Origin of the sequence: Prevotella heparinolytica, from assembly GCF_004342845.1 — a bacterium.
Lineage (GTDB): Bacteria > Bacteroidota > Bacteroidia > Bacteroidales > Bacteroidaceae > Bacteroides > Bacteroides heparinolyticus.
On sequence record NZ_SLXB01000005.1, the window covers coordinates 16,227 to 34,345 of the forward strand.

General features: G+C 49.1%; 10 protein-coding genes. 8 read left to right on the plus strand and 2 right to left on the minus strand.

The annotated features are described in order from the left end of the window. Positions 1-226: 226 nt before the first annotated feature. The 3 genes from EV202_RS04005 to topA are packed head-to-tail and all read left to right on the plus strand — an operon-like array spanning position 227 to position 7,379. Complete coding sequence (locus tag EV202_RS04005; RefSeq protein ID WP_131925605.1) at positions 227-3,268, plus strand: tetratricopeptide repeat protein; 3,042 nt, start codon at positions 227-229, stop codon at positions 3,266-3,268. Positions 3,269-3,303: 35 nt separating this feature from the next. Next, a complete protein-coding gene (locus EV202_RS04010; protein WP_131925607.1) occupies positions 3,304-4,941 on the plus strand; it encodes a TonB-dependent receptor in 1,638 nt (545 codons plus the stop codon). Between the two features lie 59 nt (positions 4,942-5,000). Further along, positions 5,001-7,379 (plus strand): type I DNA topoisomerase, encoded by a 2,379-nt coding sequence (gene topA, locus EV202_RS04015; protein ID WP_131925609.1) that lies wholly within the window; start codon positions 5,001-5,003, stop codon positions 7,377-7,379. Positions 7,380-7,701: 322 nt separating this feature from the next. Here topA and argS read toward each other — a convergent pair whose 3' ends face one another. Next, positions 7,702-9,519, minus strand: coding sequence for an arginine--tRNA ligase (gene argS, locus EV202_RS04020; protein WP_131925611.1), 1,818 nt, complete (start codon positions 9,517-9,519; stop codon positions 7,702-7,704). A gap of 128 nt (positions 9,520-9,647) precedes the next feature. Then, entirely contained in the window at positions 9,648-9,914 is a 267-nt protein-coding gene (locus EV202_RS04025) for an HU family DNA-binding protein (protein ID WP_106069390.1), read from the minus strand. A gap of 247 nt (positions 9,915-10,161) precedes the next feature. Between EV202_RS04025 and EV202_RS04030 the strand changes: the two genes are divergently transcribed. From EV202_RS04030 to secDF, 5 genes are all read left to right on the plus strand, one after another. Beyond that, positions 10,162-10,845, plus strand: coding sequence for a rhomboid family intramembrane serine protease (locus EV202_RS04030; protein WP_164996230.1), 684 nt, complete (start codon positions 10,162-10,164; stop codon positions 10,843-10,845). Next, positions 10,826-11,716, plus strand: a complete 891-nt coding sequence (locus EV202_RS04035; RefSeq protein ID WP_131925612.1) for a rhomboid family intramembrane serine protease — start codon at positions 10,826-10,828, stop codon at positions 11,714-11,716. The genes EV202_RS04030 and EV202_RS04035 overlap by 20 nt, the downstream gene beginning before the upstream one ends. Positions 11,717-11,739: 23 nt before the next feature. Further along, positions 11,740-12,840, plus strand: a complete 1,101-nt coding sequence (locus EV202_RS04040) for an endonuclease/exonuclease/phosphatase family protein (protein ID WP_131925614.1) — start codon at positions 11,740-11,742, stop codon at positions 12,838-12,840. Positions 12,841-12,879: 39 nt separating this feature from the next. Beyond that, positions 12,880-14,964, plus strand: coding sequence for a M3 family metallopeptidase (locus EV202_RS04045; protein ID WP_106069393.1), 2,085 nt, complete (start codon positions 12,880-12,882; stop codon positions 14,962-14,964). Between the two features lie 82 nt (positions 14,965-15,046). After that, the gene (secDF, locus tag EV202_RS04050; protein ID WP_131925616.1) at positions 15,047-18,055 is read left to right on the plus strand and encodes a protein translocase subunit SecDF; all 3,009 of its coding nucleotides are present in this window, start codon (positions 15,047-15,049) and stop codon (positions 18,053-18,055) included. Positions 18,056-18,119: the final 64 nt, after the last annotated feature.

An 18,119-nucleotide genomic window follows, 5' to 3' on the forward strand; every position in this document is an offset into this window, starting at 1 on the left:
TTGATGGGACTATATTTCCCGTTTGGTGCACATATATCTCCAGCTCGGTGGATGTATATCTCCAGCTCGGTGGATCTATATATCCAGCAAAGCAACTGTATCTTCGCGAAAAAGAGGCTGTTACTTCTTGACAGTGACACCCCGAATATCCTAAAAAAAACAAACGGATGGAACAAATACAGTTTAAAACCCGTATGTTTGTAGAACACCTATTCCAAAACGAAGGATGAAAAATAGAATATCTCGAATACTTTGCGCGGCACTTTGCTGTGCACCTTTACTCGCAACAGCGCAGACCGGCGAGAAAAGCACATCTCCCCAAAGACTTTATCAGGAAGGCAGCACTTTGTTCCGGCAGAAAGCCTACGCCGCTGCCGTCTATCCGCTACAGATGTATGTACGCCAAATGCGGGCGGACGGACAACCGCTGCCTGACACCGGACAACGGCAGGAAGCGGAATACATGCTGGCATGTGCCGCCTACGAGCTGAGAGACCCTAAGAGCACGGAGCTGCTGCGAGCCTTTCTGGACGATTATCCCGACACGCCCCATGCCAACCGCATCTACGCGCTCATTGCTTCGACCTACTTCTTTGAAGAGAAATACGACGAGGCACTTGCCATGTTCAACTCCGCCCGCCTTGACCTGCTGGCGTCTGAGGAACGAGACGATATGACCTACCGTCTGGCCACCTCTTACTTGAAGACCGACAACGTCAAAGAAGCTGCCGTATGGTTCGAGACGTTGCGCAGCACAAGCAAGCGGTATGCCGATGACTGCACCTATTATATATCCTACATCCGATATACGCAAGGCAGGTATGACGAAGCACTCAACGGCTTCCTGACCTTGCAGCAAAACGAGAAATACAGAAGCCTCGCCCCCTACTACATCGCCGAAATCTATCTGATAAAGAAGCGGTACGACCAAGCGGAAACGGTGGCCAAGAACGCTTTGGCCGCTCACCCCGACGGACTGTCATACACGCGTACGGCCGAGATGAACCGTGTGCTGGGAACAGCCGAATACCATTCCGGAAAGTATCACGAAGCCATGAAGTCTCTTGACACGTACATGGAGCACAACAGCGAAGCCACGCCCCGAAGAGACGCCCTCTACATGCTGGGGATGTCCCGCTACCAATGCGGCGTGTATTCGCAGGTGCCCCCTGTCCTCAGTCGGGTGACCACCGAACCGGACGCCCTCTCGCAGAATGCGTGGCTGCACATGGGCCTGGCCTATCTGCAACTGGCAGACAAGACCAACGCACGCATGGCCTTTGAGCAGGCAGCCGCCGGCAACGCCGACCGCAAGATAAAGGAGCAGGCAGCCTACAATCATGCCTTGTGCATCCACGAGACGTCCTATTCCGCTTTCGGCGAATCGGTGACCGTCTTCGAGAATTTCCTGAACGAATTCCCCTCCTCACCCTATGCCGACAAGGTCAGCGGCTACCTTGTGGAGGTTTATATGAATACACGTAGCTATGATGCCGCCCTCCGCTCCATAGAACGTATTGCACAACCCGGTAGATCCATTCTGGAAGCCAAGCAGAAGATTCTGTTCCAACTCGGCACGCAGTCTTTCGCCAATACACAATTCGAACAGGCCATCGGCTACTTCGACCGCAGTGTGGCTCTGGGGCAATACAACGTCCAGACCAAAGCCGACGCGGCCTACTGGCTCGGCGAGGCTTACTACCGCCTGAACCGGATGCGTGAGGCCTCGCGCAACTTCAACGAATATCTATCGCTCACCCGACAGAGGAATACGCAGATGTTCGCCCTTGCCTACTACAACCTTGCCTACATCGCCTTCCACCGTAAAGAGTATGCAACGGCAGAAAACAACTTCCGCAACTTTGTCCGTTCGGATAAAGGAGAGCATCCCCTCGTGCTGGCCGATGCCTACAACCGCATGGGCGATTGCAGCATGTACGCACGCCGCTTCGATGAGGCCAAGCAAAGCTACACGAAAGCCGAGAGTCTGGGTACTCCCGCCGGAGATTATTCCTACTATCAAATGGCGTTAGTGACCGGCCTGCAGAAAGACTATGCAGGCAAGATAGCCCTGCTGGAACGTCTGGCAAGCAAATATCCCGACTCTCCCTACGCCGTCAATGCCCTCTACGAGAAAGGACGCTCTTATGTGCAGAGCAGCAACAACCGTCAGGCCATCTCCGCTTTTCGCGAACTGCTGGACAAGTATCCCGAAAGTCCGCTCAGCCGCAAAGCTGCCGCAGAAATCGGCTTGCTCTACTATCAGAACGACGACTACACCCGTGCCATCGAAGCCTACAAACACGTGGTCATCCGTTATCCGGGAAGCGAAGAGGCCCGCCTTGCCATGCGCGACCTGAAATCCATCTATGTGGATGCCGACCGTGTGGACGAGTTTGCAGCCCTTGCCGCGCAGATGCCCGAAGCCGTGCGCTTCGAGGCCGGTGAACAAGATTCGCTGACCTACATCGCCGCCGAAAAGATATATATGAGGGGCGAAGTCTCCGCAGCCAAGAACAGCTTTGTCCGCTATCTGCAAAGTTATCCCAACGGTGCTTTCAGCCTCAACGCGCACTACTACCTCTGCCTCACGGGAAAAGAGCAGAAAGACGAAGAGGCCGTGCTGACACATGCGGGGAAGTTGCTGGAATATCCGGATAACCCCTATTCCGAAGAAGCCTTACTGATGCACGGCGAAGTCCTCTTCAACCGCCGGCAATATGCCGAGGCACTTGCCGACTACAAGAAGCTGCAGGCCAAAGCCTCCACCGCCGAACACCGCCGGCTGGGCACCATCGGCATACTGCGCTGCGGAGCACTGACCGGCAACGATGCCGAAGTGATTCATGCCGCCACAGCTCTGCTGGCCGAGGCCAAACTCACTCCGGAACTGCGCAACGAAGCACTCTACTACCGTGCCAAGGCCTATCTGAACCAGAAGGCCGACAAGAAAGCCACAGACGACCTCCGATCGCTGGCCAAAGACACCCGCACCCTTTATGGTGCGGAAGCCAAATACTTGGTGGCGCAGCAACTCTATGCAGGGCATGAGTATGCCGCCGCCGAAAAGGAGATACTCGACTTCATCGACCAGAGCACGCCTCACGCCTACTGGCTGGCACGCAGCTTCATCCTGCTCTCGGATGTGTATGTGGCCATGAACAAGAAGATAGATGCCCGCCAATATCTGTTGAGCTTGCAGCAGAACTATCGTGCCGATGACGACATTGAGAGAATGATTAACGAGAGACTGGAAAAACTGAAATAAAAAGACGCTTACGCATCGTCGTAAAAGAAAAGAATATGAGAAAGCAAAGATATATCCTCGCCGTGATGGCACTGACAACCGCCTCTTCAGCAGCCGTGGCGCAAACGCAGGCCAAAGACACTACCGTGAACCGTACGGTCATTGTGGAACAGGAGTATAATCCGGACATCATGGATGCCTCGAAGATAAACGTACTGCCCAAAGTAGAGCAGCCTGCCGCAAGCAAAAAAGAAGTGGAATATGACGCCTCGCTCGCTCTCGCCGGAAACATCCCCACAGGCATCATGCAAGTGTATGGCGGAAAGGAGACGCAGGCAAAGCCGCACCCCGGCTATGTACGTCTGGGACATGGCAACTATGGAAATCTTGATGTACATGCCAACTATCTGTTCGCCTTGTCCGACAAGAATCGCCTCAACCTGATGTTCAAGATGGATGGCATGAACGGCAAACTGAAGCTGCCCGAAAGTGAGGAGAAGTGGGGTTCTTACTACTACCGCACCAACGCCTCGGTGGGCTACACCCATGCCTTCGACAAAGTCGATATGGACATTGCCGGAAAATTCGGGTTGAGCAATTTCAACTTCATGCCCTTCTCTGCAAGGAACAAGCAGAAATTCACTTCGGGCGACATCCACTTCGGCGTAAAGTCTACCACTGACGATTTCATACTCAGGTTTCGGGCCGAAACCAACCTGCTGTTCTACGAGCGCCAACAAGACTTTGGCTGCAACGGCATCAACGAAACCATCGTCCGCACTCAAGCGGAAACGACCGGAAATATATCTGAAAACCAATTTGTAGGCGTGGCGTTCCATATGGACAACACATTTTATAACAGCAGCCTGCTCCAAAACCATCACACCCTGAACTTCAATCCGTATTATCAGATTCAGAACGAGGATTGGAAAGTGCGCATCGGCGCACATACCGACTTGGCATTCGGATTTGGCAAGAAAGTACGCTTCGCTCCCGACGTGACAGCCCAATATACCTTTTCCGACAGTTATACCCTCTACGCACAGGCCAAAGGCGGTAAGATACAGAACGACTTCCGCCGTCTGGAAACCTTCCATCCGTACGGGCTGATAACGGAACAGACCGACGCCACCTACGAACAGCTGAATGGAGCCCTCGGTTTCAAGGCAAACCCCGCTCCCGGAGTCTGGCTGCACCTTTACGGCGGCTACCAAAGTTTGAAGGATGACCTCATGTTCTTCCCCGACTTCAACAACACGGCCCTCTTGCTCCGTGCGGTGCAAACCTACACGAAGAACATCTATGCCGGAGCAGAAGTAGGCTACAACTACAAAGACCTCATCCACTTCACGGCATCGGGCGTTTATCGCAATTGGAGGGCCGACGGAGAAGAAGTGCTCCAAGCAAGAGTGCTCTCCTTCAAACCGGCTTTCGAAGCCGACCTTCGCATGGACGTACGTCCCGTATCGTCTGTCCTCGTAGGTATCGGCTACCGGCACACCTCGCGCGAAAAGGTGGACGGCACGAAAGCAGCCCCCGTCGGCAACCTCTACTTAAGCGGCAGTTACGAGTTGTTCAAAGAAATCTCCGTATATGCCCGTGCCAATAATTTATTGAACAAGAATTATCAATATTATTGGATGTATCCTGCCCAAGGGGTCAACTTTGTAGGTGGAGTAAGCTTCCATTTCTAATTTTTTTTCTACTTTTGCGCCCGAATTCAGTGGTGGGAGTCATTAAAAAACAGAAAATTATGCAGAAAAACCTTGTAATTGTCGAGTCTCCGGCAAAAGCGAAAACAATCGAAAAGTTCTTGGGGAAAGATTATAAAGTACTTTCCAGTTACGGCCATATACGCGACTTGAAAAAGAAAGCGTTCAGCATTAATGTCGAAAAAGACTTTGAGCCGCACTATGAGATTCCCTCAGACAAAAAGAAAGTAGTAGCCCAACTGAAAGAAGAAGCCGATCAAGCCGAAACCGTCTGGCTGGCTTCCGATGAGGACCGCGAAGGAGAAGCCATTGCTTGGCATCTGTATGAAGTTCTGAAACTCAAGCCGGAACAGACTAAGCGCATCGTCTTTCATGAAATCACCAAAGATGCCATCCTGAAAGCCATAGAGAATCCCCGCAACATCGACATCAATCTGGTAGACGCCCAACAAGCACGGCGTATCTTGGATCGCATCGTAGGCTTTGAACTCTCGCCGATATTGTGGCGGAAAGTGAAACCGGCTCTTTCTGCAGGCCGCGTGCAATCGGTCGCTGTCCGTCTCATCGTGGAGCGCGAACGCGAAATACAGGCTTTCCAAACCGAAGCTGCCTATCGGGTGACTGCCATCTTCCTCGTGCCCGACAATAACGGAAAGACAGTGGAAATGAAAGCCGAACTGGCTCGCCGCATCAAGACAAAAGAAGAAGCCTTGGCGTTTCTGGAAAGTTGCAAGTCGGCCACCTTTGCCATCAACGACATCACCACCCGCCCACTGAAAAAGACGCCTGCCGCCCCCTTTACCACCTCCACCCTGCAACAGGAGGCTGCCCGCAAATTGGGTTTCACCGTGGCACAGACCATGATGGTGGCGCAACGTCTCTACGAATCGGGACTCATCACTTACATGCGTACCGACTCGGTGAACCTCTCCGGACTGGCTGTGAACGGCTGCAAGGAAACCATTGCCAACCTAATGGGCGAACGCTACGTACACCCTCGACACTTTGCCAACAAGACCAAAGGAGCACAAGAGGCGCACGAAGCCATCCGTCCCACTTATATGGAGAACGCCCGTATAGAGGGCACACCTCAGGAAAGAAAGCTATATGACCTGATATGGAAGCGCACCATCGCTTCGCAAATGACCGATGCCGAAGTGGAGAAGACCACCGTGACCATCGGCATCAGCAACGCATCCGACACCTTTATGGCTGTGGGAGAAGTGATTACCTTCGACGGTTTCCTCCGTGTGTACAGAGAATCGTATGACGATGATACGGAAGCGCAGGAGAATGAAGCCCACCTGCTCCCTCCCCTGAAGAAAGCACAGCAACTGCAATTCGATAATATCACCGCCATCGAACGCTTCACACAGCATCCGCCCCGCTACACCGAGGCCAGCCTTGTGCACAAGCTGGAGGAACTGGGTATCGGCCGTCCGTCTACCTACGCACCCACCATCTCCACCATTCAGCAACGCGAATATGTGGTGAAGGGCGAGAAAGCGGGTGAAGAACGTGCCTACAATGTACTTGCCCTGAAAAACAATCAGGTAACGGACACCAAGCGCACCGAAATCACCGGAGCGGAAAAATCGAAGCTGATGCCTACCGATACTGGTATCGTGGTGAACGACTTCCTGATCGAGTACTTCCCCAACATTCTCGACTACAACTTCACCGCCAATGTAGAGAAACAGTTCGACGAGATAGCCGAAGGCGACAAGCAATGGACCGCCATTCTGAAAACATTCTACAAAGACTTCCATCCCTCCGTGGAGAAAACACTTGCAGCCAAGAGCGCGCACAAAGCCGGCGAACGCATTCTCGGCAACGACCCCGTCAGCGGCAGACAAGTATCTGTAAAGATAGGCCGTTTTGGTCCGGTGGTGCAAATAGGCACTGCGGAAGACAATGAAAAGCCTCGCTTTGCCCAACTGAAGAAAGAAATGTCTCTCGAAACCGTCACTCTGGAAGAAGCGTTGGAGCTATTCAAACTTCCACGCACATTGGGCGAATACGAAGGCAAGGAGGTAGTTATCGGGGCAGGACGTTTCGGCCCGTACATTCAGTACAACGGTACGTACACTTCACTGCCCAAGACTATGGACCCGATGACCATCGCGCTGGAAGAAGCCATCGAATTACTGAAAAAGAAACAGGAAGAAGAAGCCCAAAGGCACATCAAGAAATTCGATGAGGAGCCGGAACTCGAAATCCTGAACGGTCGCTACGGCCCCTACATTGCTTATAAAGGCAATAACTACAAAATCCCTAAGGACATTGTTCCGCAAGACTTGAACCTGCACGCTTGCCTGGAGCTTGTAAGGCTGCAAAGCGAAAAAGCGAGCAAGCCCAGAAGAACGGCTAAAGCAGTGAAAAGTACAGCAAAAGCTGCTAAAACGACTAAAAAGAAATAGCCGGTATCATCCATCCCGGCTATACTTTCCACAAGGTGTGGGCTAATGTCTCCCGAAGTGTGGGCGCACCTCTCCCAAAGTGTGGGGATATTGTCTTTAAGGTGTGGGCTTACGGGTCTTAAAGTGTGGGCATAGGAATGCTAAAGTGTGGGCATAGGAATGCCAAGATGTAGGCATAAGTTTACTCGCACCTCAAGAAGATTCTTTTTCAAACGCAAATGACGCTGAACACGCAGACTTTTCTTCATGTAAGTTCTGCGCATTCAGCGTCATCCATCTATAACAGGGCAGGAGTGACAATGCCCTTCAAGCCGTTTCGTTCTTACATTCTATCCGGAACCTCGATGCCAAGCAGCCCCATGCCCAGGCGCACCACTTTAGCCACATTGGCAGAAAGGGCAAGACGGAACACCTTTACCGCTTCGTTCTCTTCGCGCAGAATGCTGAAGTCATGGTAGAACTGGTTATATTCTTTTACAAGGTCGTAGACATAATTGGCTATGACAGACGGACTGTAATCTTCGCCTGCCTGCTTCACCACGGTTGCAAAATCGGCCAGCATCTGTATCAAACCCTCTTCTTTTTCGCTCAACTCGATGCCTTCGGGCAATTGGGAAGGTATCACAAGGTTTGCCTCTTTCGCCTTGCGCAGCACGGACTGGATACGCGCGTACGTATATTGGATGAATGGCCCGGTATTACCGTTGAAGTCGATAGACTCTTTCGGGTTGAACGTCATGTTCTTGCGGGCATCTACTTTCAAGATGAAATACTTCAAAGCTCCCAAGCCGACAATACGGGCTATGTTATCCGCTTCTTCCTGTGTCAAGCCATCCAGCTTGCCCAACTCACCGGAAGTTTCCTTGGCTGTCGCTATCATCTCGGCCATCAAGTCATCGGCATCCACCACCGTACCTTCGCGGCTCTTCATCTTACCTTCGGGGAGTTCTACCATTCCGTAGGAGAAGTGTACCAAACCCTTGCCCCATTCAAAGCCCAGCTTGTCGAGCAGAATGGAAAGAACTTGAAAGTGATAGTTCTGCTCGTTGCCCACTACGTAAATCATCTTGTCGATGGGATAATCGGCAAAGCGCAGTTTGGCAGTACCGATGTCCTGCGTCATATAAACGGAAGTCCCGTCGGAACGGAGAAGCAGTTTATGATCCAGACCTTCGCCGGTAAGGTCTGCCCATACGGAGCCGTCTTCTTTCCTATAAAAAAATCCTTTCTCCAAACCCTCAAGCACTTTTTCCTTTCCTTCAAGATAGGTGTCGGACTCATAGTAAATCTTATCGAAAGTAACGCCCATCATACGGTATGTTTCATCAAAGCCGGCATACACCCAGTCGTTCATCTTTTTCCACAAAGAGCGGACTTCGGGGTCGTTGGCTTCCCACTTCACCAACATCTCCCGCGCTTCTTTCATCAAAGGCGATTCGGCTTCGGCCTTTGCCTTGGCTTCTTCTTCGTCCAGTCCCTCGGCTTGGTATTTGGCCATCAGTTCTTTCACCTCGGCCTTGTAATGCTTATCAAAGGCCACATAGTAATCACCGATCAGGTGATCGCCCTTCTTGCCGGACGATTCAGGAGTTTCGCCGTTGCCAAACTTCTGCCACGCCAGCATTGATTTGCAGATATGAATGCCACGGTCGTTGACGATATTGGTCTTTACCACCTTATTTCCGTTTGCAGCCATGATGTTGGCCAAAGCATTACCCAACAAGTTGTTGCGGACATGTCCCAGATGGAGAGGTTTGTTCGTATTGGGAGAGGAATATTCAATCATCACAAGCGGAGACGCATCGGTGGCAGATATAATGCCATACAGTTCGTCTGCCTGAATACCATTCAGAAGTTCAATCCACGCAGAAGATGCGACGGTCAGGTTCAAAAAACCTTTGATAACATTGAACGAGGCCACCATAGATTCGTTCGCCTGCAAGTACTCTCCAATTTCCTGTGCCGTTTGCTCCGGTCCTTTCTTTGAAATACGGAGGAAAGAAAAGACCACCAGTGTGAGATGCCCTTCAAATTCTTTCTTGGTTTTCTGCAACTGCACTTGTGCAGCAGGCACTTCCTGCCCGTACAGCGATTTCAGTCCGCCAATGACGGACGCTACCAGTTTCTGTTCTATATCCATGATTTTAATGTATTTTCCGGGGGACAAAGATAATGCAAAACAAAAGCAGAATAAAATTTTGCAAACAAAAAAGGGCGCACCGCCTCACGGAAACGCCCTTTTTATTATACCTTATGATGAACTCTCGCTTATTCAGCAGTCAACTCTGTACCCGCTTTGAACTTTACAACTTTCTTTGCAGGGATTTTGATAGTTTGCTTCGTAGAAGGGTTAATACCGGTACGTGCAGCTCTCTCTGCCACAGAAAAAGTTCCAAAACCAACCAATGATACTTTATCACCGGCTTTCATTGCCTTGCTTACTGATGCAACAAATGCATCCAATGCTTTTTTAGAGTCTACTTTTGACAAACCAGACTCCGCTGCCATAGCGCTGATAAGTTCCGCCTTATTCATAATACTTCAATTTAATTAATTATGTTTTAAAAAAAATCATTCTGCTTTCTTTCACAAAGTTCCACAAAAATAGAGTAATATTTCTGAATATCAAACAAAAACTTTAAAAAAACATTGGAAAACGACGAAAAAAAAGAATAGAATATACTTTTTCTGCTATAGAACAGAAATTATTCGTATTTTTGCCAGAAAAAGCAAAGAAGCGGGACTGTTTTATCCTTACCGCAAATTTTGGAATGGAAACTGTATGAATACAATACCTACTATAACTAAAAACCTTTTGATTATTAACGCACTGATGTTTTTGGGTACCATTGTAGCCCAAAGCTACGGTGTGGACCTTGCCCGATATTTGGGATTGCACTTTTTTCTTGCCGAAGACTTCAACGCCGCACAGTTGATAACCTACATGTTCATGCATGCCGGTTTCTCGCACGTATTCTTCAATATGTTTGCCGTATGGATGTTCGGGCGGATTCTGGAACAGGTATGGGGGCCGAAACGCTTCTTGTTTTATTATTTGGCATGCGGTATAGGGGCAGGAATCATTCAGGAGCTGGTGCAATACATCCATTATGAGACAGTACTTTCTGCCTACGACAGCGTAAACACCGGGATATCTGTCATCCCGATGAAAGAATACCTCAACATGCTGACAACCGTAGGTGCCTCGGGGGCGGTATACGCCATTTTGCTGGCATTCGGCATGCTATTCCCCAACCAGCAAATGTTCATCTTCCCACTCCCTTTTCCTATCAAGGCAAAATTTTTTGTCATCGGTTACGCACTGATTGAGTTATATGCCGGATTTGCCAACAATGCCGGAGACAATGTCGCTCATTTTGCGCATTTGGGCGGCATGATATTCGGTTTTATCCTGATTATGTACTGGAGAAATAAGAATAAAGGAAATGGCTACTATTATAACTGATCTGAAAGAAAACTTTCGCAAGGGGAGTATTTATATCCGGCTGATATACATCAATGTGGGCGTGTTTATCCTTACCACATTGACGGAGGTAATGCTCCAGCTTTTCAACCGGAGTCTGGCAGGAGTATTCCAATGGCTGGAACTACCGGCGTCGTTTCAGCGCTTTGCCCTACAACCTTGGTCACTGCTGACATACATGTTCATGCACGCCGGCCTGGTACATATCCTTTTCAACATGCTATGGCTCTATTGGTTTGGCGCACTGTTCCAGAATCTTTTCTCGGCCAAGCACCTACGCGGAGTATATGTGCTTGGAGGAATCGGAGGCGGATTGCTATACATGGCTGCCTACAACATATTCCCGTACTTCGCTCCTATGATAAACGGCAGCTTCATGCTCGGAGCCTCCGCTTCCGTACTGGCCATTGTGGCCGCCACTGCATACCGCGAGCCAAATTATCCGATACAATTGTTACTGTTCGGCACCGTTCGGCTGAAATATCTGGCACTCATCGTCATAGGTATGGATTTATTTTTTATCACTTCCGCCAATGCAGGCGGACACATTGCACATGTGGGAGGCGCATTAGCCGGCTTGTGGTTTGCAGCCTCCCTCAACAAAGGAATAGACATCGTTCTATGGATAAATAAATCATTGGACATACTATTTTCATTACTCAGCTTTAAGCCTCGAAAACCGAAGATGAAAGTACATTATGGCACCGGCAGAGAAAAAGATTACGATTATAACGCTCGAAAGAAGGCTCAATCCGATGAACTGGACCGCATTCTCGATAAACTGAAAAAGTCGGGCTATGAAAGTCTGACCGCAGAGGAAAAGAAAAGTCTGTTCGATGCCAGTAAACGCTAAGTTTAAAGCCAAGAAAAAAAGAAGTGAAGCATTTAGGAAATCTCGTAGCCCTTCTGATTCTGGCGGTCAATGCCTTATTCACAGGTCTGTTGCTCCTTACCGCCTACAGTCCGCACATTCAGCCGGTGGCTCATCCGGCAGAATCGTGTCTGGGGCTTATATTCCCCGTCTTCGTAGTGATAAACGGAGGATTCCTCGTCTTCTGGCTGATCATACAGCATTACAAGTCGGCATTGCTGCCTTTGCTGGGCTTCCTGTTGTGCTATTCGCAAATACGCGCCTACCTGCCCATCAATTTCCACACAAACCAACTACCCGAAGGGAGCATAAAACTTTTGTCTTACAACATCATGGGATTCGATGGTACCACCAAACAAGATGGCAAGAATCCGATACTGACTTACCTGAAAGAGAGCAATGCCGATATACTTTGTCTGCAAGAATACGCCACGATGGAATCGGCTCGCCATCTTTCACAAAAGGATGTGGAGAAGGCACTCAAGGCATATCCATACCATGCCATTCACCCGATAGGCAGCGGGAAAGGATTTACCAATAAAATAGCCTGCTATTCCAAATATCCCATTCTCTCTTCACGGGTATTAGACTATGTCAGCGGATACAATGGTTCGGTATTGTACGAAGTGAAGATCGGCGAAGACACCATTACCCTTATCAACAATCATCTGGAGTCCAACAAACTGACCCAAGCCGATAAGGTCGTCTATGAAGACATGCTCAAGGCACCCGAGAAGGAAAAAGTGAAACATGGCATACGCCTATTGATACGCAAGCTGGCAGAAGCATCTGCCATCCGTGCCCCACAAGCCGACACCATTGCAAAGGAAATAGCCTCCTCACCGCATGCGTCCATCATTGTCTGCGGCGATTTCAATGATACTCCCATCTCCTACACACACCGCGTCATCAGTCAAGGGTTGGATGATGCGTTCATCCAATCAGGGCGAGGGTTAGGCATATCCTATAATCAAAATAAGTTCTATTTCCGGATAGACAATATCTTGACAAGCAAGAACCTGAAAGCTTATAATTGCACCGTAGACCGTTCTATCAAAGTCTCCGACCATTACCCTATATGGTGCTATATCAGCAAAGAAAAGTAAAAAACAAAAGAATAATAACGATTTAATACCAAGAAAACAATGTTAAAGAAGAGTATTCTAATTTTAGCAACAAGTTGTATGATGTACTCCTGTGCCACTAAGACGGATAGCAATCCGTTCCTTTCCGAGTTTCAAACCCCGAATGGCGTACCGCCTTTCGATAAAATCAAGTTGGAACATTATGAACCCGCATTCCGGAAAGGAATGGAGGAACAGAATGCCAACATCCAAGCTATTATTGACAATACGGAGACCCCTTCTTTCGAAAATGTCATTGCTGCTCTCGACAATAGTTCACCAATACTGGATCGTGTGGGTGGTGTATTCCACAACCTGACAGAGGCCGAAACCACAGACAAATTGACGGCCCTCTCTATTAAACTGGCTCCGGAGCTGGCCGAGCATGAGGATAACATTTCGCTCAACCAGGAACTTTTTAAGAAAATAGATGCAGTTTACCGACAGAAAGAGTCGCTCGGCCTGAGCCGCGAACAAGAGAGGCTCTTAGAAAAAACGTACAAAGGTTTTGTCCGTTCCGGAGCCAATCTCCCGGCCGACAAGCAAAATCGCTTGCGCGAAATCAACAAACAGCTTTCCACGCTCGGCATTACCTTCAGCAATAATATCCTGAATGAGAATAACGACTTTAAATTGTTTGTCGACAAGAAAGAAGATCTGGCCGGTCTGCCCGAATGGTTCTGCCAAAGTGCCGCCGAAGAGGCAAAGGCCGCCGGACAAGAAGGCAAATGGTTGTTCACCCTGCACAACGCCAGCCGCCTGCCTTTCCTGCAATACGCCGCCAACCGCCTGTTGCGCGAGAAGATTTACAAAGCTTATATCAACCGCGGCAACAATAATGATAAAAACGATAATAAGAAAATCATCAGCGAAATCATAAGCCTGAGACTTGAAAAAGCACAACTGCTGGGCTTCGACTGCTACTCCAACTTCGTTCTGGAGAACAAAATGGCAAAGAACGCCACCACAGTAATGGATTTCCTCAACAATTTATGGGGTTACGCACTGCCCAAAGCAAAAGCTGAAGCATCCGAACTGCAAAATTTGATGGACAAAGAGGGCAAAGGCGAAAAACTGGAAGCATGGGACTGGTGGTACTACACCGAAAAACTGCGCAAAGAGAAATACAATCTGGAAGAGTCCGAAATCAAGCCTTACTTCAAACTTGACAACGTGCGCGACGGCGCTTTCTATGTAGCCAACAAGCTGTATGGCATCACGCTGACCAAACTCGACAATATTCCGGTTTATCATCCTGACGTGGAAGTTTTCGAAGTAAAAGCCCAGGACGGCTCACAATTGGGCATCTTCTATGCAGACTACTTTCCGCGCTCCGGAAAGAGAGGCGGTGCTTGGATGAACAACTATCGCGAACAACAAGGAAACATACGTCCATTGATATGCAATGTGTGCAGCTTCACCAAACCCGTAGGCGATACCCCTTCTCTGCTCACCATCGACGAAGTGGAAACCTTGTTCCACGAATTCGGCCATGCCTTGCACGGATTGCTGACCCAATGCCAATACAAAGGAACCTCCGGCACCAATGTGGCACGCGACTTTGTGGAACTTCCTTCCCAAATCAACGAACATTGGGCCACCGAACCCGAAGTTTTGAAAATATACGCCAAGCACTACCAGACCGGCGAGGTAATTCCCGACACCCTGATTGGAAAGATCCTCAACCAGCAGACTTTCAACCAAGGCTTCATAACGACCGAACTATTGGCGGCAGCCATTCTCGACATGAACCTGCACAACCTGAAAAATACCGAAGGAATCGACGTAGTTGCTTATGAGAAAGAAGCAATGGAACGACTCGGCCTGATACCCCAAATCGCACCGCGTTATCGTACCACCTACTTCAACCACATCATCGGAGGTTATGCCGCAGGTTACTACAGCTATCTTTGGGCAAATGTTCTGGACAACGATGCTTTCGAAGCATTCAAAGAACACGGCATCTTTGACAAACAGACCGCCGCTCTCTTCCGCCAAAATGTATTGGAAAAAGGAGACAGTGAAGACCCGATGGTGCTCTACAAGAACTTCAGAGGCGCTGAGCCTCAATTAGACCCGATGTTAAAAAATCGCGGTATGAAGTAAGAATTGTGAAAAAAAAACTATATTTGCAGCCTTGTATACAGCAGAATTAAATTAAAAACAATAATAAAAAACTAAAAGTAACATGCAAAACAAAGGATTTGTAAGGGTTTTTGCAATATTGCTCACACTGGTGTGCGTATTCTACCTCTCTTTCTCTTTTGTAACTCGCCATTACACCAATAAGGCAAAAGAGTTCGCAAAAGGCGATGCGAGAGCGGAACAAGCTTACCTCGATTCTCTGGCTAATGAGAAAGTGTATTTTGGCAATTGGACTCTGAAAGATTGTCGTGAGATGGAAATCGGTTTGGGCTTGGACCTGAAGGGTGGTATGAACGTCATCCTCGAAGTATCTGTGCCTGACGTCATCAAAGTATTGGCAGACAACAAAACGGACGAAGCATTCAATCAAGCTTTGGCCAATGCCACCAAACTGGCTACTACAAGCCAGGAAGACGTTATCACACTCTTCATCAAGGAGTACCACAAGTTGGCTCCGGCAGGCAAGCTCTCCGAGTTGTTCGCAACCCAACAGTTGAAAGACAAAGTAAACCAGAAGTCGTCCGATGCTGAAGTTGAAAAAGTATTGCGCGAAGAAGTAAAAGCAGCGGTTGAGAATTCATACAACGTGCTCCGTACCCGTATCGACCGTTTCGGCGTTGTACAGCCCAACATCCAAAGCTTGGAAGACAAGATGGGACGCATCATGGTGGAACTTCCGGGTATCAAAGAACCTGAACGTGTAAGAAAACTACTGCAAGGTTCTGCCAATCTGGAATTCTGGGAAACATACACAGCCAAAGACGTGGCTCCTTACTTGCAGTCGGCAGACGCCAAACTACGCACTATTTTGGCAAGAGAAACCGGCGATCAGGCGGAAGCAGACAGCACTGCTTCTGACAGTGCAGGCGTTGCACCGGCCATGGCACAAGCCACTACAGCCGATAGCCTTGCCGCAGCCCTGAAAGGCGAAAGCAAAGCACAGACCGCTAACCTGGAACAAATCAAGAAAGAGCATCCTTTGTTGGCCATCTTGCAGGTGAACCCAAACAACGGTCCCGTAGCAGGTTATGCCAATGCCAAAGATACGGCTGAAATAAACAAATACCTCTCCATGCCGGAAGTGATGGCCGAGATGCCGAAAGACTTGCGTTTGAAATGGGGAGTATCGGCTTATGAATATGACCCGAAAGCACAGACCTTCGAGTTGTATGCCATCCGCTCTACCGAGCGCAACGGTAAAGCTCCGCTGGAAGGTGATGTAGTGGTGAATGCCAAAGACGAATACGACCACTATGGCAAACCTGCCGTAAGCATGTCCATGAATACGGACGGTGCACGTCGCTGGGCGCAGCTCACCAAGCAGAACATTGGAAAGAGCATCGCCATCGTATTGGACGATTATGTATATTCCGCACCCAATGTAAACAATGAAATCACCGGCGGCAACTCACAGATCACCGGCCACTTCACTCCCGAACAGGCAAAAGACTTGGCCAACGTATTGAAATCAGGTAAGATGCCGGCTCCCGCCCACATCGTACAAGAAGACATCGTGGGCCCGTCGTTGGGACAAGCCTCTATCAACGCCGGTATCATGTCGTTTGTAGTAGCATTGATCCTGCTGATGATATACATGTGCACAATGTACGGTTTCATTCCGGGTATGGTTGCCAACGGAGCATTGGTACTGAACATGTTCTTCACGCTGGGCATTCTTTCATCTTTCCAAGCCGCATTGACCATGTCCGGTATTGCCGGTATGGTTTTGGCGCTCGGTATGGCTGTGGATGCCAACGTTTTGATCTACGAGCGTACCAAAGAGGAGCTTCGCTCCGGCAAGGGCGTGAAGAAAGCATTGGCCGACGGTTATTCCAACGCTTTCTCTGCCATCTTCGACTCGAACTTGACATCTATCATCACAGGTATCATCTTGTTCAACTTCGGTACCGGTCCTATTCGTGGTTTTGCCACCACACTGATCATCGGTATCTTGATTTCATTCTTCACAGCAGTATTCATGACTCGTCTGTTCTATGATCACTTCATGGGCAAAGACAAGTTGCTGAACCTGACATTCTCTTCAAGCATCTCCAAAAACCTGATGGCGAATGTACGTTTCAACTTCATGGGAAGAAACAAATTGTGGCTGACGATCACTGGAACGGCCGTGGTGGTATGCCTTGCTTTCCTCATGACTCGCGGATTGAGCCAAAGCATTGACTTCACCGGCGGACGTAACTTCAAGGTACAGTTTGAAAACAAGGTAGAACCCGAACAAATCCGTGAATTGATTTCCAGCAAGTTCGGTGATGCCAATGTAAGTGTTATCGCCATCGGTACAGACGGCAAGACAGTGCGCATCAGCACCAACTACCGTATCGAGGAAGAAGGCAACAACGTTGACTCTGAAATTGAAGCATATCTGTACGAGACTCTGAAGCCCGTATTGACTCAGAATATCACGCTGGAAACATTCATCGACCGTGAGAACCACACCGGTGGTAGTATCATCAGTTCGCAGAAAGTGGGTCCGAGCATAGCAGACGATATCAAGGTATCCGCCATTTGGTCGGTTGTACTTGCACTGATTGCCATCGGCATCTATATCCTGATCCGTTTCCGCAACATAGCATACAGTATCGGCTCTGTTGCCGCATTAGCTTGCGACACTATCGTTATTCTGGGTGCTTACTCCATCTGCTGGGGCTGGATGCCGTTCTCTCTGGAAATCGACCAGACGTTCATCGGTGCCATCCTGACAGCTATCGGTTACTCCATCAATGACAAGGTGGTAATCTTCGACCGTGTACGCGAGTTCTTCGGTCTCTATCCGAAACGCGGCAAGTTCCAACTCTTCAACGATTCGTTGAACACCACGTTGGCACGTACCATCAACACTTCATTCAGTACATTGATCGTATTGCTGTGTATCTTCATCCTCGGTGGTGATTCTATCCGCAGCTTTGCATTCGCCATGATTCTGGGTGTTGTGTTCGGCACACTCTCTTCTTTATTCGTGGCATCTCCCGTTGCTTACCTGCTGATGAAGAATAAGAAAGCCGGAGAAACTGTAGCAGAAGAAATGAAGTGACTCACACTACCGATAAGGTTATAAATAAAAATGAGGTTGTGCCAGAGTTTTGAAGTGCACCCCA

Bases quoted from the DNA above. Each gene is read 5' to 3' on its own strand.
- EV202_RS04030 (WP_164996230.1), top strand. From the start codon at position 10,162: ATGAATACAATACCTACTATAACTAAAAACCTTTTGATTATTAACGCA.
- EV202_RS04025 (WP_106069390.1), bottom strand. From the start codon at position 9,914: ATGAATAAGGCGGAACTTATCAGCGCTATGGCAGCGGAGTCTGGTTTG.
- EV202_RS04005 (WP_131925605.1), top strand. From the start codon at position 227: ATGAAAAATAGAATATCTCGAATACTTTGCGCGGCACTTTGCTGTGCA.
- secDF (WP_131925616.1), top strand. From the start codon at position 15,047: ATGCAAAACAAAGGATTTGTAAGGGTTTTTGCAATATTGCTCACACTG.
- topA (WP_131925609.1), top strand. From the start codon at position 5,001: ATGCAGAAAAACCTTGTAATTGTCGAGTCTCCGGCAAAAGCGAAAACA.
- EV202_RS04035 (WP_131925612.1), top strand. From the start codon at position 10,826: ATGGCTACTATTATAACTGATCTGAAAGAAAACTTTCGCAAGGGGAGT.
- EV202_RS04045 (WP_106069393.1), top strand. From the start codon at position 12,880: ATGTTAAAGAAGAGTATTCTAATTTTAGCAACAAGTTGTATGATGTAC.
- argS (WP_131925611.1), bottom strand. From the start codon at position 9,519: ATGGATATAGAACAGAAACTGGTAGCGTCCGTCATTGGCGGACTGAAA.
- EV202_RS04010 (WP_131925607.1), top strand. From the start codon at position 3,304: ATGAGAAAGCAAAGATATATCCTCGCCGTGATGGCACTGACAACCGCC.